Source organism: Gemella haemolysans (genome assembly GCF_012273215.1).
Taxonomy (GTDB): Bacteria; Bacillota; Bacilli; order Staphylococcales; family Gemellaceae; genus Gemella; species Gemella haemolysans_A.
In genome coordinates this window covers 409,483-432,130 of record NZ_CP050965.1, presented here as the reverse complement: position 1 = coordinate 432,130, position 22,648 = coordinate 409,483, and the positions used below count along the sequence as shown (strand labels likewise).

At 30.3% G+C, this 22,648-nt stretch carries 22 protein-coding genes and 1 other annotated feature; of the genes, 2 read left to right on the top strand and 20 right to left on the bottom strand.

The window, feature by feature from the left end:
• Window position 1: 1 nt before the first annotated feature.
• The 8 genes from rsmD to FOC48_RS02125 form a co-directional block, all read right to left on the bottom strand.
• Window positions 2-556, bottom strand: coding sequence for a 16S rRNA (guanine(966)-N(2))-methyltransferase RsmD (gene rsmD, locus FOC48_RS02160; RefSeq protein WP_003146510.1), 555 nt, complete (start codon window positions 554-556; stop codon window positions 2-4).
• Window positions 557-648: 92 nt separating this feature from the next.
• Window positions 649-915, bottom strand: coding sequence for a DUF2129 domain-containing protein (locus tag FOC48_RS02155; RefSeq protein WP_003146512.1), 267 nt, complete (start codon window positions 913-915; stop codon window positions 649-651).
• 9 nt (window positions 916-924) lie between these two features.
• A complete protein-coding gene (gene pnp, locus FOC48_RS02150; protein WP_003146513.1) occupies window positions 925-3,012 on the bottom strand; it encodes a polyribonucleotide nucleotidyltransferase in 2,088 nt (695 codons plus the stop codon).
• A gap of 238 nt (window positions 3,013-3,250) precedes the next feature.
• Complete coding sequence (locus FOC48_RS02145; protein ID WP_003146515.1) at window positions 3,251-4,885, bottom strand: Na/Pi cotransporter family protein; 1,635 nt, start codon at window positions 4,883-4,885, stop codon at window positions 3,251-3,253.
• A 217-nt stretch (window positions 4,886-5,102) separates the two neighbouring features.
• Window positions 5,103-5,384 carry a 50S ribosomal protein L27 gene (gene rpmA, locus FOC48_RS02140; RefSeq protein WP_003145565.1) on the bottom strand — a complete coding sequence of 94 codons (282 nt, stop codon included), beginning with the start codon at window positions 5,382-5,384 and terminating at the stop codon, window positions 5,103-5,105.
• Complete coding sequence (locus FOC48_RS02135; protein WP_003146517.1) at window positions 5,384-5,719, bottom strand: ribosomal-processing cysteine protease Prp; 336 nt, start codon at window positions 5,717-5,719, stop codon at window positions 5,384-5,386. Before FOC48_RS02135 ends, rpmA begins: the two co-directional genes overlap by 1 nt.
• Before the next feature lie 2 nt (window positions 5,720-5,721).
• Window positions 5,722-6,030 (bottom strand): 50S ribosomal protein L21, encoded by a 309-nt coding sequence (gene rplU, locus FOC48_RS02130; protein ID WP_003144981.1) that lies wholly within the window; start codon window positions 6,028-6,030, stop codon window positions 5,722-5,724.
• A gap of 19 nt (window positions 6,031-6,049) precedes the next feature.
• Window positions 6,050-6,121, bottom strand: a sequence feature (ribosomal protein L21 leader region).
• Between the two features lie 136 nt (window positions 6,122-6,257).
• Window positions 6,258-7,151, bottom strand: a complete 894-nt coding sequence (locus FOC48_RS02125; RefSeq protein WP_035466810.1) for a YidC/Oxa1 family membrane protein insertase — start codon at window positions 7,149-7,151, stop codon at window positions 6,258-6,260.
• 228 nt (window positions 7,152-7,379) lie between these two features.
• Between FOC48_RS02125 and FOC48_RS02120 the strand changes: the two genes are divergently transcribed.
• The gene (locus FOC48_RS02120) at window positions 7,380-7,814 is read left to right on the top strand and encodes an ArsR/SmtB family transcription factor (protein WP_003146521.1); all 435 of its coding nucleotides are present in this window, start codon (window positions 7,380-7,382) and stop codon (window positions 7,812-7,814) included.
• A 71-nt stretch (window positions 7,815-7,885) separates the two neighbouring features.
• On the top strand, window positions 7,886-9,115 hold the full coding sequence (locus tag FOC48_RS02115; protein ID WP_003146523.1) for an MFS transporter: 1,230 nt from the start codon (window positions 7,886-7,888) through the stop codon (window positions 9,113-9,115).
• A 99-nt stretch (window positions 9,116-9,214) separates the two neighbouring features.
• Here the strand turns inward: FOC48_RS02115 and FOC48_RS02110 are convergent, their stop codons facing one another.
• From FOC48_RS02110 to FOC48_RS02055, 12 genes are all read right to left on the bottom strand, one after another.
• Complete coding sequence (locus tag FOC48_RS02110; RefSeq protein WP_003146524.1) at window positions 9,215-10,495, bottom strand: solute carrier family 23 protein; 1,281 nt, start codon at window positions 10,493-10,495, stop codon at window positions 9,215-9,217.
• 252 nt (window positions 10,496-10,747) lie between these two features.
• Window positions 10,748-11,332, bottom strand: coding sequence for a peptidylprolyl isomerase (locus FOC48_RS02105; protein ID WP_003146526.1), 585 nt, complete (start codon window positions 11,330-11,332; stop codon window positions 10,748-10,750).
• A gap of 208 nt (window positions 11,333-11,540) precedes the next feature.
• Window positions 11,541-13,484, bottom strand: coding sequence for a threonine--tRNA ligase (gene thrS / locus FOC48_RS02100; RefSeq protein ID WP_003146527.1), 1,944 nt, complete (start codon window positions 13,482-13,484; stop codon window positions 11,541-11,543).
• 339 nt (window positions 13,485-13,823) lie between these two features.
• Window positions 13,824-15,023, bottom strand: coding sequence for a leucine-rich repeat domain-containing protein (locus FOC48_RS02095; RefSeq protein WP_003146529.1), 1,200 nt, complete (start codon window positions 15,021-15,023; stop codon window positions 13,824-13,826).
• Window positions 15,004-16,572 carry a hypothetical protein gene (locus tag FOC48_RS02090; protein ID WP_003146530.1) on the bottom strand — a complete coding sequence of 523 codons (1,569 nt, stop codon included), beginning with the start codon at window positions 16,570-16,572 and terminating at the stop codon, window positions 15,004-15,006. The genes FOC48_RS02095 and FOC48_RS02090 overlap by 20 nt, the downstream gene beginning before the upstream one ends.
• A 6-nt stretch (window positions 16,573-16,578) precedes the next feature.
• The gene (locus FOC48_RS02085) at window positions 16,579-17,541 is read right to left on the bottom strand and encodes a glycosyltransferase family 2 protein (protein ID WP_003146532.1); all 963 of its coding nucleotides are present in this window, start codon (window positions 17,539-17,541) and stop codon (window positions 16,579-16,581) included.
• Window positions 17,542-17,556: 15 nt separating this feature from the next.
• Complete coding sequence (locus FOC48_RS02080; protein WP_003146533.1) at window positions 17,557-18,588, bottom strand: L-threonylcarbamoyladenylate synthase; 1,032 nt, start codon at window positions 18,586-18,588, stop codon at window positions 17,557-17,559.
• 25 nt (window positions 18,589-18,613) lie between these two features.
• On the bottom strand, window positions 18,614-19,399 hold the full coding sequence (locus FOC48_RS02075) for an energy-coupling factor transporter transmembrane component T family protein (protein ID WP_003146535.1): 786 nt from the start codon (window positions 19,397-19,399) through the stop codon (window positions 18,614-18,616).
• Entirely contained in the window at window positions 19,392-20,279 is an 888-nt protein-coding gene (locus FOC48_RS02070; protein WP_003146536.1) for an energy-coupling factor transporter ATPase, read from the bottom strand. The genes FOC48_RS02075 and FOC48_RS02070 overlap by 8 nt, the downstream gene beginning before the upstream one ends.
• Window positions 20,264-21,085 carry an energy-coupling factor transporter ATPase gene (locus tag FOC48_RS02065; RefSeq protein WP_172497820.1) on the bottom strand — a complete coding sequence of 274 codons (822 nt, stop codon included), beginning with the start codon at window positions 21,083-21,085 and terminating at the stop codon, window positions 20,264-20,266. Before FOC48_RS02065 ends, FOC48_RS02070 begins: the two co-directional genes overlap by 16 nt.
• 248 nt (window positions 21,086-21,333) lie before the next feature.
• On the bottom strand, window positions 21,334-22,131 hold the full coding sequence (gene truA / locus FOC48_RS02060; protein ID WP_003146538.1) for a tRNA pseudouridine(38-40) synthase TruA: 798 nt from the start codon (window positions 22,129-22,131) through the stop codon (window positions 21,334-21,336).
• 2 nt (window positions 22,132-22,133) lie between these two features.
• Window positions 22,134-22,637 carry a pentapeptide repeat-containing protein gene (locus FOC48_RS02055; RefSeq protein ID WP_419470978.1) on the bottom strand — a complete coding sequence of 168 codons (504 nt, stop codon included), beginning with the start codon at window positions 22,635-22,637 and terminating at the stop codon, window positions 22,134-22,136.
• Window positions 22,638-22,648: the final 11 nt, after the last annotated feature.

The window sequence follows — 22,648 nt, the reverse complement described above, 5'->3', positions numbered from 1 at the left end:
TTTATTTCTCCATATATTCAAAAATTACTATGTCTGTAATTCCATACTGTTTTTCTTTTATTACTTCGATATTTTCATTTATAATGGTGATTTTTTCTGTATTACTCTTCTCACAGACAATTAAAGCACCATCATTACATAACTGATTATCAAAAATATTTTTCAATGCATCATCTATTAATCCTTTATCATATGGTGGATCTAGAAAAATCAAATCAAATTTTTCTTCCTTCTTCCCGAAAATCTTCAAAGCACGTTTGAAATCATTTCTATATAAAGAATAATCATCATTACTAATTCTACATTTTTCAATATTACTTTTAATAACCTTAATCGCATTATTACTACCGTCAATGAAAGTAGCATGTTTAGCACCACGACTTAAAGCTTCAATTCCTAAACCACCAGTTCCACCGAAAAGATCTAGTACTTTACAATCATAGCAATCTATCATATTAAATAAATTTTCTTTTATTTTATCTGTTGTTGGCCTTGTATTTATACCGTCAACGGCATTTAATTTTATAGATCTATATTTTCCTGCTATTACTCTCATGTTTCCTCACAATAAATATATAATATATTACTTATTAATGATTTCTTTAAAATAAGGGAGAATATGGCTTTCGCCTCCCCCTTATTATAATATTATTGTTTTGTTTGTAAATTACTATCTAAATGCTCAAAACATAAATGTAAATTTGACATTTCTGATAATTCTACTTTTTTTACGAATTTCTTCTTCTTAAGGTCTGCAACAATACTTTCTATTCTAGTTTCATCCACATAAATGCATGCATACCTACCTCTTTTAGAATAAGAAATAAAGTTCCCATATTTTTCTAATTTATTTAAATCTTTAAAACTTTTAAAATAGACATAGATTCCACGTCTTTCTTTTTCAAATAACTCCATAAGTTTCTCCTAGAAATGAGCTGCTGCGTCTACGCGACCTTTCTCATCAATTTTAATTACTTTAACTTTAAGAGTGTCTCCAACTTTTACAACATCTTCAACTTTATTTACTCTTTCTTCAGCTAATTTAGAAATATGTACTAACGCATCTACTCCTGGGAATAATTCAACGAATGCACCGAATTTTTCAATACGTTTAACTTCAGCAAGATAGATTTCACCAACTTCTGCTTCACGTGTGATGTTTTCGATAATTTCGATAGCTTTATTAATTCCTTCGATTTCAGGTGAAGAGATAAATACATCTCCATTTTGTTCTATATCAATTTTAACACCAGTTTTTTCAATGATTTCATTGATAACTTTACCACCTGAACCAATAACATCTTTAATTTTTTCAGGTTTAATTTTAATGATTTTAATTTTCGGTGCAAATGTAGAAACTTCTTGACGAGGTTCAGAGATAATACTGTTCATGTGCTCTAAAATTTGTAATCTACCAACACGTGCTTGTTCTAATGATTCTTTTAAGATTTGTTCACTTAAACCATCGATTTTAATATCCATTTGAAGTGCTGTAATACCTTCAGATGTACCTGCAACTTTGAAGTCCATATCCCCAAGGTGATCTTCCATACCTTGAATATCAGTTAAAATAGTATAGTGTTCATCTTTTTTAACTAATCCCATCGCAATACCAGCTACTTGAGCTTTAATTGGAACTCCTGCTGCCATAAGAGCCATTGATCCAGAACAGATTGTAGCTTGTGAACTTGATCCATTAGATTCTAAAATTTCTGATACAATACGGATTGTATATGGGAAATCTTCTTTAGATGGAATTACTTGGGCTAATGCACGCTCACCTAATGCACCGTGACCAATTTCACGACGTCCTGGCGCACGACTAAATCCAACTTCACCAACTGAGAATGCTGGGAAATTATAGTGTAACATAAATCTCTTGTTTTCTTCTTGAGTTAAATCATCAATGATTTGCTCATCTGATAAGTTACCTAATGTTACAACACCTAAAGACTGAGTTTGTCCACGAGTGAATAATGCAGATCCATGCGTTCTTGGTAATACATCAACTCTTGAAGCCAATGGTCTAATTTCTGTTAAAGCACGTCCATCCGGTCTGATTTTATCTTCAGTGATTTCACGACGAACTTCATCTTTTACAATTTTATCTAGTGATAATTTTGCTTCTTTTACAATATCAAGTTCATCTTCATCAGTTGCTTTTTCTTCAAATACTTCAAGAACTTTTTCTTTAACAGCTGAAATAGCTTCATCTCGTTCTTGTTTATCTTTAATAGCAATAGCTTCTTTCATTTGAGATAATGCCATTGAAAGAACTTCTTTATAGATTGTTTCATCAATAACTTTTAACTCTACAGCCATTTTTTCTTGACCAATTTCATCAACAATTTGTTGTTGGAATGCAATTAGACGTTTAATTTCTTCATGTCCAAACATAATTGCATTTAACATAATTTCTTCAGATACTTCTTTTGCACCTGCTTCAACCATGTTAATCGCATCAATTGTTCCAGCAACTTTTAAGTCAACTGTAGAACGTTCCATTTGTTCAACTGTTGGGTTAATTACGTATTCTCCATCAACATATCCTACAGTAACACCAGCAATTGGTCCTTTGAATGGAATATTTGATACTGATAATGATAGTGAGCTTCCTAGCATTGCTGCCATTACCGGATCACAATCATATTCAACTGATAAAACAGTTGAAATAACTTGTACTTCATTTCTGAATCCATCTTCGAATAATGGTCTAATCGGTCTATCGATAAGACGAGCAGCTAGAGTAGCTTCAGTTCCTGGACGACCTTCTCTACGTAAGAATCCTCCTGGTATTTTCCCTACTGCGTACATTTTTTCTTCATAGTTAACTGTTAGCGGGAAGAAATCTACATCTTTTGCTTCTTTTGAAGCAACTGCAGTTGTTAATACAACAGTATCTCCATATTTTACTACTACTGCTGCATTAGCTTGGCGAGCCATTTCACCTAATTCAACTGTTAATGTTTTTCCAGCCCATTGCGTTGTATAAACTTTTTTATCTTGAAACATGTTTATTTCCTTTCAATATTTTTCTTAAACTTTATATAAATCGACTACCTTATTATATCACGAATACTAGTATTTACAAAGAAAAAAACGAAAACATAGTAGAAATAACATTGATTTCTCTACATTTTCGTTTATAATTTTTATCCTAATTGTATTTGATATAATTTATATAAAACTAATACTATTAATAACATAATAATAAATAGAATTATAAGTATTTTTTGTTTATTAGACATGATTACATATGACCTTGAATTTCTTTTTCAAGAATGTTTCTTGTATGCTCACAAACACGTGTAAAATGTTGAATTAAGTCCATATAAACTACTCCAGCTGGAATTTCACAATCTCCATCTTTCATACGTTGAGTATGTCTCTTACGAGCAGCTTTTTCTAGTGCATATATGTTTTCACATGCCGCTAACGCCGCTCCTGCTAAAGCTATGTTGTTTTCTTCTAATGATTTAATAGTTTTTAAAATTATATCATTACAAAGATCAAACATCTCTTGTACTTCTTCTTTTGCACCATCAGAGAATTTCAATTTTTTTCTAATTTGATAATCAACTGATAAAACAATATCTCTAGCGTGGTCACCAATTCTTTCAACGTCACGAGTTCCATCTAATAATGTTGAGGCAATTAAACCTTCTTTAGGACTTAATTTTTCCCTAAATAATAAAGTTAGGTAATCAGTCATTTGTTCATCAAAATTATTAATTGCATCTTCGTAAGTTTCGCCTTTTTCACGTAATTGTTCATCACGATTCATAAAGTACTCTACAGAATTGCGTAAACTTTTCTTAGATAATATTAACATTTCAACAAATTCTTTTTGAACTTGACCTAAAGCTACCGCTGGTGCACTTGCAATAAGTGATTTGTCAAGGTATTGTGTACTGTATTTGATTTGTTCATCTTCTCCAGGAATAAGTTTCGTTACAATCACAACTAATACACTAATAAATGGGAATTGTAATATTGTATTTAGTATATTAAATGTACCGTGTGCTGATGCAATTGTCATCTTAGGTTCTAGACCTAACGTAGTTTCTAAATACTGAATAAATGCTCCGTAAGGAACTAAAGCAATTAAACAGATTATAGTACCGATAACGTTAAACAATACGTGAGATGCAGCAACTCGTTTTGCTGCAATATTACTTCCTATCATCGCTAATGCTGCAGTTGTAATCGCTGTTCCGATATTATCCCCGAATAACACAGGTAAAGCTCCTGTTAAACTTAAAGCTCCATCTGCGTATAAGTTTTGTAAAATAGCTATAGTTGCTGCAGAAGATTGAATTAATACTGTTAAGAATGTACCTACTCCTACCCCTACTACTGCACTATCATTAATATGCTCTAATACATTTTGGAACCAAGACATATCTTTCATAGGTCCCATAGCTGTAGCCATCATTTTAAGTGCATAAAAAATTCCACCAAAACCAAATATTACACGACCTATGTTATTTACTAATTTAGCACGAGTAAAGAATAAAAACGCTGCTCCTAAGAAAATTAAAGGAAGTGCATATTTAGAAATATTAAACCCGATAATGAATGATGTTAATGTAGTTCCTATATTAGAACCCATAACAATAGCAATTGCTTGTTTCGTTTTTAATAATCCTGCTCCTACTAAACTGATAGTAATTACGATAGTTCCTGTACTTGATTGAATAAGTATCGTAACAATAATCCCGGCTAAGACAGCCATAAGTGGTTTAGATGTATATTTATCTAAAACATATCGCATTTTCTCCCCGGCTATTAATTGAAGTCCGTCCCCCATGTACTTAATACTGAATAGGAATAATCCCAGACCTCCTAAAAAAGAAAATAAAATTTCTTGCCAAAGTGCTGACACTTTTTTGTCCTCCTAGTATATGTTGCGTGTATCTTTAAACACACAAATAAATTTTACCATATAAATTTTAAAAGTACAACAAAAATCTAAAACTAGAAATATTAAAATATTATTACAAATTCTTACATTAATTACATAAAATTTGTTAATAACACATTAATATTTTCCAAAAATAAAAAAGGTATCTACAAATTTGTAAATACCTTTTTCGTGCTTATTAAGCTTGTGGATAAACAGAAACTTTTTTACGGCTACGTCCGTATCTTTCGAAACGTACAACTCCGTCAACTAGTGAGAATAATGTATCATCTCCACCTTTTCCTACGTTAGTTCCTGGCCAAATTTTTGTCCCACGTTGTCTGTATAAGATAGAACCTGCAGTTACGTACTGACCGTCAGCTCTTTTAGCACCTAAACGTTTTGATTCAGAGTCACGTCCGTTTTTAGTAGAACCTACCCCTTTTTTAGATGCGAAGAATTGTAAATTTAATTGTAACATCATGTCAATTTCACCTCTCTTACTTCAATAGTTATATAATCTGAATAATTTTCTTCAATTGTTTTTAATGCAACTAACATTGCATTTAGTAGAAGTTGTTCTTTATCAGTAGATTTTAACGATCTATATGTTAAATGTCCAGTTACATCCTCATTAGCTGAAATGTCAAATTGAACATCATCATCTAGTGCATCTACCGCATTAATTAAACCGAATACTACAGCAGAAGCACCTGCACAAACTATATCAGAACCATGTTCTGCATAATCAGCATGTCCATCAACTGTTACTTGTTTAATAACTTCAACTTCTTTTATGATTTCCACCTTAATCATGATTAAGCGTTAATTTTTTCAACTACTAATTTAGTGAAAGGTTGACGATGACCTAATTTACGGTGATTGTTCTTTTTAGGTTTGTATTTAAATACTGTGATTTTTTTACCTTTACCTTGAGCAACTACTTTAGCTGTTACTGTCGCACCAGCTACTAAAGGAGCACCAACTTTTGTTGTTTCTCCACCTACTAATACTACTTCGTCAAAAGTAACTGTAGAATCAACTTCAGCTGCTAATTTCTCAACTAAGATTGTTTGTCCTTCTTCAACACGTAGTTGTTTCCCACCTGTTTTAATTACTGCGTACATATCTGCACCTCCTTAAATATTTTTTACTAAGACTCGCCATATAAGGTGGATTTCTCTCTTATTTACCTTATACGTGCGGTTGTAGTAGCTATTTTAGGAGCTACACAACAATTCAATTCTAACACATATATACCCTAACGTCAACTATATTGATAACTTTTCTTACTTTTTTTTCAAAAAAACTAGGTCAGTAAACTATATTGCTAAAGTTCACTGACCAAGTTTAATTATTTACGTTTTTTCTTATTAGAAACTAATGTAACTTTTTCCGGATCAAACGTTTGTTTCTTTTGTTTTTCTGGTTTATATGGCGGATATAGTGCATGACCTAAGTACGTTTGGAAAATCATGAATATTCCCCCCACGATATAGTACACCGCTACTGCTCCAGCAACTAGGAATGAGAAGACCGTGATCATAATTGGTGATAACCATTGCATCATTTGCATTTGACTTTGCATTTGTTCTTGACCTGGTTGAGTAGGTGTCGGCATTAACTTCATAGTTAATGTAGTTTGAATAGCATAAACAATAAATGCTATTATAGGTAATGTGTACGAACGTGTTCCTAAGTTAAATACCCCTAAGAATGTTGATTCCGTAATTCCAGCAGAATATAACGGATTAGATAACGTATAGAACAATCCAGTTAAGAATGGAAGTGGAATAAGCATTGGTAAACATCCACCTAAACTTAATGGCATTGCATCATATTTTTTCATGATAGCCATTTGCTCTCTTTGTAATTCCATAAGTTCACTACGAGCCTGCATTTTCTCTTCATTAGAAATTGCTCTAGCTTCTTTTTCTTTAGCAGCTTTTTGCTTTTTCTGAACTACTTCTAATTCTGGACGAGCTAATTCTTGTCCTTTTCTTGATTTATTTTGAACTTTGTAGTTATTTAACATGAAAGGTAAAACTAATAGTCTGATTACTAAAGTAATAATAACTATTGACCAGCCCCAACTTCCTGTATACTCATGTATTTTACTCAGTGACAAGTCCATTGGTTTTACGAAGATTTCATAAAACGTTCCAGAACGGTCATTTTGTGAACATCCTGAAAGAGTAACTACACCAAGCAAACCTAATAAAATTGCTGATAGTTTTTTCAATTTCATTCTCCTTAAATTTTATTTCTTCTTTGTAGTTTTAGTATTTCTACTAATATTATACCTAGTAAATTATATCAAATATAAAAGTGATAGTCAAACTATTGTTTAGCTAAAATTCAGTAAATTTCACCATCTGAAATTTGATTCTATATATTCCTGTTAATAAAATATATTATAACGTTAAAAAAATATTGACAGTTGTGAGTAATAGTTATATAATATTAGTAAGAAAGGATGATTACTATAAAAGATATACAGTACATTACAGATATAGAAAGGCTCAAAGTCATCTCCGATCCTCTAAGAATAAGTATTCTTACTACACTCGGTACAGAAAAAAAGAACTCAAGAGAACTTGCTAAACTGTTAAAAATTAATAGAACTAAAATACACTATCATCTTAATATCCTAGAGGAAAATAATTTTATCGAAGTAGTTGATACAGATTCAATAAATGGAATAATCCAAAAATATTATCTACCAACTGCACAAGCATTTGTGCCTTCACCTAATATTTTTAACGACTTATTTAACAATACTTCAGTTAACTTTAATGTAAAGAAAGAAGATGTGAAAGATTTCTGGGATGAAGTTAAAAAACTAGAAAACAAATTCTCCTCAAAAGATAACGATGGTGTTAGTATTAATATTATTTCTACAGCTCGTTAAGAGCTGTTAAATAATACATAAACTGTCAAATATTTTTTATCGTTAAAATTTTTATAAAGGATGTGGGCAATATGTTCAAAAATAAGAACTTTTCAATTTTACTATTCGGTAGATTAATTACTAACTTCGGTGATAGCATATATTCAATAGCTACTTTAACTTTAATCTACTCTTTAACTAAATCTACTTTTTATAGTGGTATTACCTTGTTTTTAATCTCATTTACCGCTATATTACAAATATTTATCTCACCGATAATCAGTAAATTTGATGTAAAGAAATTTTTAATTATTTCACAGTTAATTCAAGCGATAATATTACTAGTTATCACTTATCTAATCTTCATTAATAAACTACATATTACTACACTGATAATTTTTATCGTTTGTATTAGTTTCATTAATCAAATTGTTTATCCTATTCAACTTGCTTTGCTTCCAAAAATAGTTAGACAAGAAGATTTAGTTAAAGTAAATTCATTATTTTCTATAACTTATCAAGGTAGTGACGCACTCTTTAATTCAATAGGTGGATTTATTATTACGATTTTCGGAACAATATATGCTTTCATAATAAATAGTCTTACTTTTTTCATCAATAGTGTATTATTTATTTTTCTGTCAAGCGACTTATCTAAAAATGAAAAAACTATAACCACACAAGAAAACTATCTTTCAAAATTAAGTAATGGTATAAAAATTTGGAATACACCATTATTAAAACCATTATTAATTGGAATAATAATAATTAATTTTTCTACCAGCTCTTTACTAACGATACTTCCTGAGTATTCAGAAACTAGCTATTTTTATGGAATTTTACTTAGTGCCTCTGGACTTGGTATCTTAATAGGAGCCTTTCTTTCTAACAAGAAAATACTAAAAAATATAAGGTTAGGTACATTATATATTACTTTTGCATTTGGTATCGCTGTTTCTTGGGGGCTACTTAGCATACTTAACAATAACTCCATCACAAATAGAATAATCAATTTCTCATTATTTTTATTTGGTTGGATACTAATAGGGATTTTAAATACATATTCTCAAACTATGATTCAATGTGTCATAAGTAAAGATAAATTAGATGTCGCAATGTCCACTATGATTGGCTTATCAATAGCTTTTAGTCCTCTAGGTGCTCTAATGGTTGGAATTTTAAGTATAAAATACAATACGAAGATTATTATAATTATTACTTCGTTGTTAATTTTAAGTATATTTCTATTTTGGTTATTCAATAATAATATTAGGAAATTACCTAGTTTTTCTAATTTAACAGAGAAAGATAATATTCTATAATCCCATCTATACCGAAGTCCTATTATTTATTAGACTATGTTTCAAAACAAAAAATAGCTAGTAACTTGTTTTAAAAGTTACTAGCTATTTTATTAAATACTATTTTTTATCTTCTTTTGGTAAAAATGCATTTAATAGCACACCGCTGATAGCCGCAAGTGCCATTGCTGGAAGTTCGAAATTAATGCTTTCGAATTTAAGCATTGCTCCTCCTACACCTAAAACGATGATTACTGATGAAATTACTAAGTTTCTGTTAATACTTAAGTCTACTTTTTCATCTACTAACATTCTAAGTCCACTTGAAGCGATTATACCGAATAGTAAGATCGATACACCACCCATAACTGGTGATGGAATCGTAGAAATTAAAGCTGAGAACTTACCTACAAAACTTAAGATAAGTGCGAATACCGCTGCTCCTCCTAACACGAATACAGAGAAGATACGTGTAATAGCAAGAACCCCAATGTTTTCACCGTATGTTGTACTTGGCGGCCCACCTAAAAGTGATGCAAACATCATCGCTGTTCCATCTGCTAAAATTGAACGGTGTAATCCTGGATCTTTTAGGAAGTTTCTTCCTACTACTTCAGATAATACCATTTGGTGACCGATGTGTTCGTTAATAGTTACTATCGCGATAGGTACCATTGCTAATGCTGCTACATTCCAATGTGGTGTATATGTCACAAAAGGAATTGTGAACTTCGGTAAACTAAACCAAGGAGCATCAATAACTGGTTGGAAATCTACTAATCCTGCGAATACTGCTACGATATACCCAAAAACAATTCCTAATAATACAGGAATTTGTTTAGCAAATCCTCTTAAAGCTACACAACAGAAGATAGTTGCTGCTAATGTGATAAGAGCTACTAAGAAGTATTTCAAATCATAAACTTTAGCTCCATCTACTGTTTTATACATCGCCATGTTAATTGCTGTAGGAGCAATTCCAAGTCCAATAACAATAATAATAGGTCCAACTACTACCGGCGGTAAAAGTTTAAGCAACCAATTTACACCAAATTTGTAAATTAACATTGCTACAACTCCATAAATTAAGCTGGCTAAAAATGCACCAAGCATTGCTGTTTCAACATTGTGTGTTGTTGATAATACAATAATCGGATTAATAAAGGCAAATGAAGATCCTAAGTATGCAGGAATTTTACCTCTAGTTATTAATAAATACGTAAGTGTTCCAATACCTGATGTTGTTAAAGCTGTGCTTGCTGGTAATCCTGTTAAAATTGGTACTAACACAGTCGCTCCAAACATTGCGAATAAGTGTTGTAAGCTTAACGTTACCCATAGAGCTAAGTTAGGCTTTTCATGAACATCAAGAATTGGTTTTACTCTTGTTTTTTCTGCCATTCTTTTTCTCCTTTTTTTATATTCAAACTTTCATAATTATATCACATGAATAGTCATTTTAAAAGTATTATTTTTTATTTTTTTCGAGAAGAAATTTAAAATAACTAATAATATTTTATTATCGGAAAAAAGTTTCCTCTGTTCTTTAGTCTATATTAATTTTTATTATCTAAATTCTAAAATTATATAATGATTATTTCTTCAAAAAATTATAAAACGCAAGATTAAATCTATTAACCTTGCGTTTTATAATTATTTAACTTCTACATCATGAATTACAACTTCTTCAACTGGTTTATCTTGAGCTCCAGTTTTTACAGCTGCAATTTTTTCTAAAGTTTTTGCACCAGCAATAAGTTGTCCAAACACTGTGTGACGGTGATCTAAGTGAGGAGTTCCTCCTAGTTTAGCATAACCTTCAACAGCTTCTTTTGGCCATCCACCTTGTTCAAGTGCTTGTAAAGTTCTAGCATCTACATGAGAATTTTGAACTATAAAGAATTGACTTCCATTTGTGTTTGGTCCAGCATTCGCCATACTTAACGCACCATAGAAGTGGAAGTAATCCATTGAGAATTCATCTTCGAAACTACGTCCCCAGATTGATTCTCCTCCCATACCTGTTCCAGTTGGGTCTCCACCTTGAATCATAAAGTCTTTAATTACACGGTGGAAAATAATACCTTTATAGTATCCATTTTTTGCATGAGTTAAAAAGTTTTCTACTGCTTTTGGAATATCTTTTTCAAATAATTTGAAAGTCATATCTCCATGAGTAGTTTTAATTTTTACTCTAACTTGACTTTTTTTTACATTTTTTGTTAATTGAGTTAACATTTTATCTCTCCTTATTATGATTATGAGCTTATCCAAAAATTCTAAAATTTTACAAAGTTCATATGAAAAACCATAGACGCAGTGGTTTATTGATATCTAAATTCGCTTTATAAAAGTTTTTTAGATATCTAATAAACTGTGCGGGGGTGACTCGACAAAATCGATTTCTACGAAATCACGATTTTTGAGTCACTCCCTATTTATTTTACTATGAGTTTTTCTCGATTAATCTTTCGTTGATTTCTTTTAAGATATTTTCTTTAAATTCAGCAAAGCTTTCTTCTTTTTGATCGTGTGAACCAAATGTTCTTACGTTAACATTTCTGTTTTCTACTTCTTTATCTCCAATTACTAAAGTATATGGAATTTTTTTGCTTGCTGCTTCACGGATTTTATATCCTAGTTTTTCGTCTCTATCATCGATAGCTACTTTAACACCAGCTTTTTTAAGTTCTTGCATGATTTCTTTTGAATAGTCATAGTGGTAATCATTGTTTACTGGAATGATACGTACTTGGTTTGGTGATAACCATGTTGGTAAGTCTCCTTTGTACTCTTCTAATAAGAAGGCAACCATTCTTTCCATTGTTGATACAATACCACGGTGGATAACTACTGGACGGTGAGCTTTTCCATCTTCACCAATGTATTCTAGTTCGAATCTTTCTGGTAATAGGAAGTCTAATTGAATTGTAGATAATGTTTCTTGTTTTCCAATTGCTGTTTCTACTTGAACGTCAAGTTTTGGTCCGTAGAATGCTGCTTCTCCTTCAGCTTCAACATAGTCTAAACCTAATTCATCGGCAGTTTCTTTTAACATTTGTTGAGCATTATTCCACATTGCATCATCGTCGAAGTATTTTTCAGTGTTTTCTGGATCTCTGTAAGATAGACGGTAGCTGAAGTTTTTAATACCTAAATCTTTGTACGCTTCTTCAATAAGACCTACAGTAAGTTTGAATTCATCTTTAAGTTGGTCTGGGCGTACGAAGATATGAGCATCATTTAGAGTCATACCACGAACACGTTGTAGTCCACTTACAGCTCCACTTGCTTCATAACGGTGCATCATTCCAAGTTCGGCGATACGAATTGGAAGTTCACGGTATGAGTGACGTTCATTTTTATAAACCATCATGTGGTGAGGACAGTTCATTGGACGAAGTACCATTGTTTCGTGATCCATCTCCATTGGTGGGAACATATCTTCTTGATAGTGGTCCCAGTGTCCACTTGTAATATATAAATCTTTAGATCCCATAATTGGAGTATAAACGTGGTCATATCCTAATTCAACTTCTTTGTCAACGATATATCTTTCGATTGTACGACGGATAGTAGCACCATTTGGTAACCATAATGGTAATCCAGCACCAACTTTTTGACTTGTTGTGAAGATTCCTAGTTCTTTACCTAGTTTTCTGTGGTCACGTTCACGTGCTTCTTGTAATCTCACTAAGTGTTGCTCCATATGATCTTTAGTGAAGTAAGCTGTTCCGTAAATACGTTGTAACATTTTATTATCACTATTACCTCTCCAGTATGCACCAGCTACAGATAATAATTTGAATTCTTTAATTTTTGAAGTTGCACTTACATGTCCTCCACGACAAAGGTCAGTAAAGTCACCTTGTGTGTAAACTGTAATTACTTCATCAGCTGGAAGATCATTAATTAATTCTACTTTATAAGGATCTTCTTTGAAGATTTCTAAAGCTTCTTCTTTACTTACTTCACGACCTTCAATTGCGTGATTTTCGCTAATAATTTTCTTAACTTCTTTTTCGATTGCTTTGAAGTCTTCTTCTGAAACTTTGTATTCTGCATCAAAGTCATAGTAGAATCCACCATCGATAGCTGGACCAACTCCGAAGTGCACATCTTTACCGTATAGTCTTCTTAATGCTTGCGCTAATACGTGTGCACAAGTGTGACGTAATACATATAAACTATCTTTATCTTCATCATCTGCAACGATAAGTTTTAAGTGACCATCTTTTGTTATTGGTTTGTTAACTTCGATGTAATCCTCATCTAATTTTGCAGAAATAACTTTTTTCTTAAGACTAACACTGATACTTTCTGCAATTTCTAAAGGTGTTTTATTATCATATTCTCTTACATTTCCATCTGGAAAAACTAATTTAGCCATATTAAGGTCTCCTTCTTTTTTATATACTTAGTCTAACTTACTTAGAAATTAAAAAAGCCCCATCTCTAGCCGAAACTAAAGAAGGGACGAATCTTTTCGTGGTACCACCCAAATTCAAAGTAATTTTACTTCCTCTTTGTGAATATAGCTCACTAACTATGTTAATACTATTAGCTAGGTAGTAACATATATTGCTTATAGGTATTTTCAGCACCATACCCTCTCTTAAATAAGTTAAATATATATCTTGTCCTAAGTATACGTTGATTTATTTCATTAATGTAATTCTAGCACAAAGATAGATGAATTTCAAGGGGAAACTCATCTATCTTTTTCATTTTATTTATTTTTTTTCCAATAACTTCTTATACCACTAAAAGTAAAAATTAATATTATCAACATGAAAATATAATTTTTTACACTGAAATATTTCGCAGCTTCTGTTTTTACTACCTCTAGTTTTTTATCTATATTATTAGATTTTTTAACTTCTAAGTTATTTTTTTCGAATGTAGTTATGTCAGTTTCACTTACTTTAGTATTTTTTAAAGCTATATAATAAAGATATTTTGCATCCTTTAATGCTGAAATATCAGAGACCGCTGTATCAGATATATCTACACTAGAAATATTCGGTACATCTTTTAACGCATCTATATTTCTCAGACCTATATTTTCGTTCAGCATCAATCGATATAAATACTTTTTATCTTTCAACGCATCTATATTTTCAATATTGTTTTTATATAATAGTAATTCTTCTAAACTTGATAAATCTTTAAGTGCTGAGATATCACTTATACTATTTCTATCTAAATACACTACCCTTAACGACTTTAATTCAGTTAATGGTGTTATATCTTTAATAGCATTTTCTTCAGCAACAAGACTCTCAAGTTTTATAGCATTTTTTATAAATGAAATATTATCTAAACCTATACCAGAAATATTTAAACTCCTTAAATTTTCAAGTTTCAAATTATTCGGAATATAGTCTTTCAAAACACTGTTCATCGAAACATCTAATGATTCTACTTTTAAATCATTTAGAAAATCTAAATTATTCATTAGATTTTTTCTAAGCACTAACTGTCTTAATTTTGTTAATTTCGCTAAACTCTTTGGATCTTTTATTTTATTATTTGTTAGATTTAAATCTTCCAATTCTACTAGTTTTTCTAAAGGTGTAATATCTTCAATAAAGTTATTTGATAGATTTAAATTTTTCAAATTAACAGCATATTCTAAACCTTTTAGAGAAAAAATATTTTTCCAAGGTAATGATAAACTTGTAAATTGTTCCATCATTCCTATCGTTACTTCTTCACCTTTATAGTCTTTATTAATATGAAACTTATAATATTCTAGTAACGCTTCTTTAAGATTAAGATCATCGAAATCTATTTTTTGACTATTTTCAATTTCTGTAAATTTCTTTTCTCCAAAGGGTACATAAACATCATTAGCTTTTATCGTTGGAGTAGATACAGCTAGTCCCAATAATGTTACGACAAAAGCTTTATATATTACCTTTTTCATCTTTTTCCTCTTTATTTTTTCTATACTCAGTTATTTTATTTCGCACAATTGTTAATCCATATGCAGCAAGTGGAATTAAAAATACGAAATACGGGAATACATATCTACTTTTCGCTTCCCAAATCATATGAAATAATGTTCCACCAATAAATGCAACTGGGATTATCGTTAATATTTCTTTCTTCTGTTTATATATATTTATCGCAAAAATTGTAGAAAATACGTACACAAATACTTGAAATACCTTCATAATAAATGAAATTACGTCATGAGTTCCATCAAAGTAAATTTGTTTTATAAAAAAGTCTTTCACTTTTTCCAACTTAGTCTCATTATCAAAGTTTCTTTGAGGTGCTGTTACCAACAAACTTTGGAATGTTGGCTCTATAAATTGATTTTCATACTTTCTTTGATAAAAATCTAGGGCATAACTAGGATTTTTCTTAAATACCTCTACTCTTTGTTTTATAGAATCTTTAGAAATATCAGTTATACGTTTCGCATCATAATCCTCTTCTGGCATAATATCATAGTTAAATCTATTCCACCAACCAGCTTCACGATCACCCTCTTGCATTCCCATCGCTATCCATGTAATTTTCGGAACACCATCAGCTATTGTCTTTTGGCTTTTTACTTCATAATAATTATAAATCATACTTTTAGAAGCACTCATTAAAAATAGGCTACTTACTATGAACACAATAACTTTTTTATCTCTAACTCTAATAAGATAAATTATAGCTGCTGAGAATATTGCTAGCATATGTATTAAGTTATTACCTATAAATAGAATTGCAATATTAATGCTTATAGCACTTATTACTACCATATACCACTTTTTATATTTAATATACTTTATAAAATAATAATAAGCAACTAGTGTTAAAAACATACCCGGTAGCAATCCGTAGACAAATGCAACATAAAATATTAATGGAAAACATAGTCCACTAAGAATTACAACTAAATAGTTTGTATCTTCATCTTCAAACATTATATTAGATATTTTATATAACATAAAGATTATATAACTGATTGAAAAACTTTGCATTATATATAAAATAAATGTTGCTCTACCAAATACTGACAGTATTATTTGGAAAAGAAATACTGTTGTAATCTGGTGTGAATATATATATAAATAGTTATTTCCTTTATCAAGACCACTGTAGTTTTCTCTTACGAAATTATTAGCTTGATCTATTACATTAAATGGATCAAATTGCACATAATCACGTCTCAATATCGCAAATAATATACTAATAATAAATGTGTAAATCATTACAACTAAGACTAGTCTTTGAACACTTATTATTTTTTTTAAATATCTTGCTAATATTAAGATAACTATACTAAATATTATAAGAAATATAATATTTAGTATAGCACTATCATTTTCATAATATAAAGTTTCTTGATAATCTTTCGGAAATATCGCTGTTTTTGTTAACACTAATAGTGAATTTATCCCCATAAGCACCATAAAAATCACAGCTATAACTTTTACTAAAAAGTTAGAAAATTTATTTAATATTTCCTTATTCATTGCCAATTATTCCTCTTCGTTTTTTTCTTCGTTTAAGAATTGTTCAACAATGAATCTTGGGCGTCCTTTTGTTTCTAAGTAGATTTTACCTACATATTCACCTACAATACCTAATGAAATCATAATCATTCCACCAATGAACCACATTGATATCATTAAGCTCGACCACCCTGGTCTTGCAAATCCTGCTAAGTAACTATATAAAGTGTAGAAAAATACTATCGCAGCAATAAATATCATTAATGCTCCACCTATAGTAATAAATCTAATTAATTTTACAGATAAAGAAGTAATTCCTTCAAAAGCAAATGCTAACATCTTAGATAATGGATATTTACTTTCTCCAGCAAATCTTTCCGCACGTTCGTATGTTACAATATCACTTGGATATCCTATCATAGGAACAATACCACGTAGGAATAAGTTAACTTCTTTAAATTGAGCTAATCCTTCTAATGCACGTTTACTCATTAAACGATAGTCTGCATGGTTGAATACTGTATTAGCACCTAGTTTTTCCATTACTTTATAGAATGCTTCTGCTGTGAAACGTTTAAAGAATGTATCTGTAGTTCTTGCTGAACGAACACCGTAAACTACATCAGCACCTTCAAGATATTTTTTCATCATTTCGTCCATAGCGTTAATATCATCTTGTAAATCGGCATCCATAGAAATACTTACATCACAGTGATCCTTAACAGTCATAAGTCCTGCTAATAAAGCATTTTGGTGACCTCTATTTCTACTTAAGTTAATACCACTGAATAATGGATTTTTTTTATGAAGTTCTTCTATCATCTTCCATGTTTTATCTTTTGAACCATCGTTCACTAAAACAACACGGCTATCTTTTGAAATTAAATCTTCTTCTATCATAGAATTCATTTTAACTTCTAATCTTTTTGCAGTCTCGTTTAATACCTCTTCTTCATTGTAACAAGGTATAACTACATATAACTTTTTCATTACAAATCTCCTATTTTATTTTTTACTTATCGCTTTATTAAGTCTATTTAATAAAGCTTTATTCTCTTTCGTCTCTTCAATCGGTAGTATAAAAATTTCTTCTACCTCTTCTTCATCAAACTCCCTTAGAATATTATATAAATTTTTATTAGATTGTTCAACACTTTTCTCATTATCCGCTAAATATTTTACAGAAACATTTAAAAAGTCAACTTCTGATTCCATTTCTTTATATGTAATGAAGCCCGTTTTTTTATCTCTTTCTTTTAAAATACTTATTAATTTCTCAAATGAATCATTAAACAACACTAAGTCCGCTTCTGGAGAATAATGTCTATATTTCATTCCAGGTGCTATAGGAGTTGTATTTTTTGTTAATATTTCTTCATTATATTTTACACTACCTTCTCCTAGTACACCTTCTATATCTTCTTTTGTAATTTCTCCAGGACGTGCAATAACAAGTGGATATCTTGTACAATCAATAACTGTACTTTCCAAACCTATATCTGATTGCTCATCTTCAATTATTACATCAATTTTCCCATTCAAATCATGGTAAACATGTTCAAATTTTGTTGGAGATGGTTTACCACTTGTATTAGCACTCGGTGCTGCTAATAAAACTTCAGTTTCCTTTAATATTTCTCGAGCGGTAATATTAGAAGGCATTCTAACAGCTAATGTATTTAATCCTGCAGTAACCTTTTTAGAAACGCCATTGTTATCTTTAGCATTTAAAATTAGCGTCATAGGCCCAGGCCAAAAATTATTTATTAGTTTTTTTATATTTTCATCGTTATAATTTACTATGCTATCCAATTGACTCATTTCATAAAAATGAACAATTAATGGATTGTCACTAGGACGCCCTTTAGCTTCATATATTTTACTTACCGCTTCATCGTTCATAGCATTAGCACTAAGTCCATATACCGTTTCTGTTGGAATAGCTATTAATTTCCCTTCTTTATAATACGTAGTTAACTTACTATATATTTCTTCTTTATTTTCACTTTTAGAAATATTAATTATTTCTGTTTCCATCCTATCTCCTTTCTTTAATTTCACACTACAATATTATTAATATTGTAATAACTATTATTAATATATAACTTAAATAATCTAGATTATTATATTTCAATACTTTATACTTACTTCTTATACCAGTTGTAGAATACCCTCTTACTTCCATTGCAGTAGCAAGTTCATCAGCTCTTTTTAGAGTAGCTATAAATAAGGGGATTAATATTGGAATAAACTTTCTTACTTTCTGCGCTAGATTTCCCTCATTAAAATCTGAACCACGAGAAACCTGTGCATTTATTATCCTATTAGTTTCTTCTAATATAGTCGGAATGAATCTTAGTGAAATTGATAATACTAATGCAAAAGTTGAAATTGGAATTCCTACTTTCTGTAAGAATCCAAGACTCTTTTCTATAGCATTCGTTATCTCAGTTGGTGAAGTAGTAGCCATAAAAACTACCATTATCATAACAACTAAAATAAACCTAACAGTTATCAATAATATTCCAAAAAGTGCTCCACTATAAATCTTCCAACCCAACACTTCTAACAATACTTCACCTTTTTTATTAAAAACAAGATGAATAAAAGAAGTGAATATAATCAATATACTAATTGCTTTCACACTATTTATTAAAAACGCTGGACTTGTTTTCGATAATATCACTATCATTATCAACATTAAAAACAAGATAGAAAACTCTAGAACATTATAAGCAATAAAGACATCTACTAAGTACAAAATTACAAAAAATATTTTCGCTCTAGGATCTAGATTATGAATAATTGTATTCAATGGAATATATTTACTTATTAATGAATTATTCATTTACACTACTTCCTATCTTATTTTTTAAAGCGCCTATTAAATCTTCGTATTTCCTAGGAAATACATCTAGCTTAATATTATTTTCTTGCAGCTTATTATAAAATTTTAGTAATTCTGGTTGTTCCAGTGAATTTTCTTTAAGAAGCTGTTTATCTTCAAAAAGTTCCTCTACTGTTCCTTCAAAATTAATTTTTCCATTTTTCAAAACAAAAACTTTATCTGCATATTCTAATACGTAGTTCATATTATGAGATATAAGAACTATTGTCATATTAAGTTCGTCTTTAAGTTTTTTGACCATGGTCATGATTTCTTCACGACTCTTATAATCTAAAGCTACTGTTGGCTCATCTAATATCAATACTTTCGGTTTGAGAGCAAGTACTCCACATAGAGCAACTTTTCTCATCTCTCCACCAGAAAGTTCAAATGGTGATTTATCCAAGTAACTCTCATCTAATCCGACTAACTTTATTAATTCTTTAGCTTTAGAAATGGCTCTTTCTTCTGATATACCGTAGTTTAATGGTGCAAAGATAATATCTTTTAATACACTTGTTTCAAATAATTGTTGCTCAGAAAATTGGAATAATACGGCAACATCTTGTCTTAATACTTTTAATTTTTTAGCCAGTTCACGCTTTTCTTTTTTACTTTTCGGATTAGTAATTAGTACATTATTTACCAATACTTCTCCTTGTGTAGGTAATAATAAACCATTAATATGCTCTATAAGAGTAGATTTACCACTCCCAGTCTTACCTATTATAACTGTATAACTTCCTTCTTCTACGTTCAAGTTAATATCTTTCAATACTTCTCTTGCATAAGGGGTTTTATAATTATAAGTATAGCTTACATTTTTCAAACTAATTTGCATATTTTTTTCACTACACTCTCCTCGTCTTCTTCTATTTCAAATATATCTTGATTTAGGTAATTATTTAGATCTTTTTTTACTCTTTCTACAAAAGGAACTTCTAAACTATATTTTTCCAGTATTGTCGTATCAGAATATAATGTAGTATAGTCTCCATGATAAACTATTTCTCCACCTTCTAATATAACAATATCATCCGAATAAATACTCTCTTCTGCATCATGAGTAATTGATATTATAGTTATTCCTTTTTCTCTATTAATTTTTTTTATATACCCTAAAATGGACTTTCTTGCCTTTGGATCAAGCATACTCGTAGCCTCATCCAATATTAGTATCTCAGGCTTTAAAGCTAGTGAAGATGCTATTGCAACCCGTTGTTTTTGCCCACCTGATAGTGATGATGGCTCATATTTTCTGTAGTCACTCATATCTACAATCTCTAAAACCTCATCTATTATTTTATCCATATCTTCTTGTGGTATATTCCTATTTTCAAGCCCAAAAGCAATGTCTTCTTCTACAGTAGAACCTACAAATTGGTTGTCAGGATTTTGAAATACTATAGCTATTTTATTTTTTATATCATCATAAATTTCTTTACTGTATTCTTCATTATTAAATAGGAGCTTCCCAGAAGTTGCTAGATTCTGACCGTAAATCAACTTCATTAACGTTGATTTTCCACTTCCATTTTTTCCTAAGACACTTAGCCAATGCCCTTCTTTTATTTCTAAATTTATATTTGATAATGCAGTCTTTTTAGAACTAGAATACTGAAAAAAAACATCTTCAAATTTTATCATTTTATTACCTAATTTTCTACAGAATATCTTTTTATTATACCAAATATCCCGATTTTTCTCAATCTAAATGGGGCTGATCCAAAAGTCCTAAATTTTAACAAAGTTCATATAAGAATTCATAGACGCAGTGGTTTATTGATATCTAAATTCGCTTTATAAAAGCTTTTTAGATATCTAATAAACTTTGCGGGGGTGACTCGACAAAATCGATTTCTATGAAATCACGATTTTTGAGTCACTCCCATCTATTATTTATTACAATAACTCTGTAAACTATTTTTAATAAACTCATTTACTTTATCGTCATCATATACTACCTCTTTTAGGTATAATCCTGCAGCATCTGCCTTAGGACCAGCAAATTGACGTTCTTTTTTATCTAATATTTCTTTTATATAGTCCGCTTCATACTTACCAGCCGCTACATTTTGTATAGTTCCAATAATTATCCTAACCATATTATATAAGAAACCATTCCCTGTAATTTCAAAGTTTACAATGTTAGGGTTAATCGGATCTTTTCCCATAGTTAAACTATATATCGTCCTAACCTTATCCTCAACACTAGAGTTTTTCGAACAAAATGACGAAAAGTCATGTTCTCCTATAAAATACTTCAGTGACTCTTGAGCTTTTTCAAAATTAAAATCAAAGCTATGTTTACCTACATAATTTAATAAAAATGGATCAATTTCTCTTCCTATGTATAATTTATAATAATATGTTTTTTGTGTACTATTGTATCTAACATGGAAATCCTCTGAAACTGTCGTTGCTCCTACTATTCTAATATCTTTTGGAATAGTAGCATTTAAAGCCTTAACCCAGGCAACATCTGGAATATTTAAATCAGTATCAAAGTGTAATACCTGTCCATAAGCATGAACACCACTATCGGTTCTTCCACTCATATAAAGTCTTACATCTTTTTTGTTAATTTTCTTTAAACTCTTCTCAATTTCTTCTTGAATTGTATTATTATTTGGTTGTATTTGAAATCCATGGTAATTGCTACCATCATATCTACAAAGTAAAGCTATTCTCACTTTTATCTCCTACATCTTTTATTTTTAATATTTTTTGCCTCTTCTTCTGTCATCCAAAAATGAATACCTCCGGTTGAATCATACCATCGGTCTTCATTAAAATTTCCTGCATAAATCCACTCTCCAAGTTTATAACAAAAATCCTCTGCCACAGTTGACCATGCCTCATCATAAAAAATAGTACCTTCAAAGTTTTTTATTTCTAATACCTTAGCCTTATCACATCTGCAACAATTCCGAGTTGAAGAGACTCTCTTTGAATCACTCGGTATCAAAAGTTTTATAATTCTATTATTAAGTCCTTTTTTATAAGCAATAAACGCTCCTTGTTCAGGACAGTACAATTTATAATACTCCGTTTTATTATCAAAAATAATATTTTTTAAGTTTGCACCTTCCAAAACAGCTGCATATAACTTGGCACCCTTAATATTAGCGTATTGCAAATTCGCCCTTCTCATCGATGCCTTTTTTAGATTTGAATTGATAAAAATAGCATTTTCCATATTACAATCAT

What these genes read in the sequence shown, in the direction of transcription:
- rsmD (WP_003146510.1), bottom strand. Translation starts at nt 556, where the DNA reads ATGAGAGTAATAGCAGGAAAATATAGATCTATAAAATTAAATGCCGTT.
- FOC48_RS02155 (WP_003146512.1), bottom strand. Translation starts at nt 915, where the DNA reads ATGGAGTTATTTGAAAAAGAAAGACGTGGAATCTATGTCTATTTTAAA.
- pnp (WP_003146513.1), bottom strand. Translation starts at nt 3,012, where the DNA reads ATGTTTCAAGATAAAAAAGTTTATACAACGCAATGGGCTGGAAAAACA.
- rpmA (WP_003145565.1), bottom strand. Translation starts at nt 5,384, where the DNA reads ATGTTACAATTAAATTTACAATTCTTCGCATCTAAAAAAGGGGTAGGT.
- FOC48_RS02135 (WP_003146517.1), bottom strand. Translation starts at nt 5,719, where the DNA reads ATGATTAAGGTGGAAATCATAAAAGAAGTTGAAGTTATTAAACAAGTA.
- rplU (WP_003144981.1), bottom strand. Translation starts at nt 6,030, where the DNA reads ATGTACGCAGTAATTAAAACAGGTGGGAAACAACTACGTGTTGAAGAA.
- FOC48_RS02125 (WP_035466810.1), bottom strand. Translation starts at nt 7,151, where the DNA reads ATGAAATTGAAAAAACTATCAGCAATTTTATTAGGTTTGCTTGGTGTA.
- FOC48_RS02120 (WP_003146521.1), top strand. Translation starts at nt 7,380, where the DNA reads ATGATTACTATAAAAGATATACAGTACATTACAGATATAGAAAGGCTC.
- FOC48_RS02115 (WP_003146523.1), top strand. Translation starts at nt 7,886, where the DNA reads ATGTTCAAAAATAAGAACTTTTCAATTTTACTATTCGGTAGATTAATT.
- FOC48_RS02110 (WP_003146524.1), bottom strand. Translation starts at nt 10,495, where the DNA reads ATGGCAGAAAAAACAAGAGTAAAACCAATTCTTGATGTTCATGAAAAG.
- FOC48_RS02105 (WP_003146526.1), bottom strand. Translation starts at nt 11,332, where the DNA reads ATGTTAACTCAATTAACAAAAAATGTAAAAAAAAGTCAAGTTAGAGTA.
- thrS (WP_003146527.1), bottom strand. Translation starts at nt 13,484, where the DNA reads ATGGCTAAATTAGTTTTTCCAGATGGAAATGTAAGAGAATATGATAAT.
- FOC48_RS02095 (WP_003146529.1), bottom strand. Translation starts at nt 15,023, where the DNA reads ATGAAAAAGGTAATATATAAAGCTTTTGTCGTAACATTATTGGGACTA.
- FOC48_RS02090 (WP_003146530.1), bottom strand. Translation starts at nt 16,572, where the DNA reads ATGAATAAGGAAATATTAAATAAATTTTCTAACTTTTTAGTAAAAGTT.
- FOC48_RS02085 (WP_003146532.1), bottom strand. Translation starts at nt 17,541, where the DNA reads ATGAAAAAGTTATATGTAGTTATACCTTGTTACAATGAAGAAGAGGTA.
- FOC48_RS02080 (WP_003146533.1), bottom strand. Translation starts at nt 18,588, where the DNA reads ATGGAAACAGAAATAATTAATATTTCTAAAAGTGAAAATAAAGAAGAA.
- FOC48_RS02075 (WP_003146535.1), bottom strand. Translation starts at nt 19,399, where the DNA reads ATGAATAATTCATTAATAAGTAAATATATTCCATTGAATACAATTATT.
- FOC48_RS02070 (WP_003146536.1), bottom strand. Translation starts at nt 20,279, where the DNA reads ATGCAAATTAGTTTGAAAAATGTAAGCTATACTTATAATTATAAAACC.
- FOC48_RS02065 (WP_172497820.1), bottom strand. Translation starts at nt 21,085, where the DNA reads ATGATAAAATTTGAAGATGTTTTTTTTCAGTATTCTAGTTCTAAAAAG.
- FOC48_RS02055 (WP_419470978.1), bottom strand. Translation starts at nt 22,637, where the DNA reads ATGGAAAATGCTATTTTTATCAATTCAAATCTAAAAAAGGCATCGATG.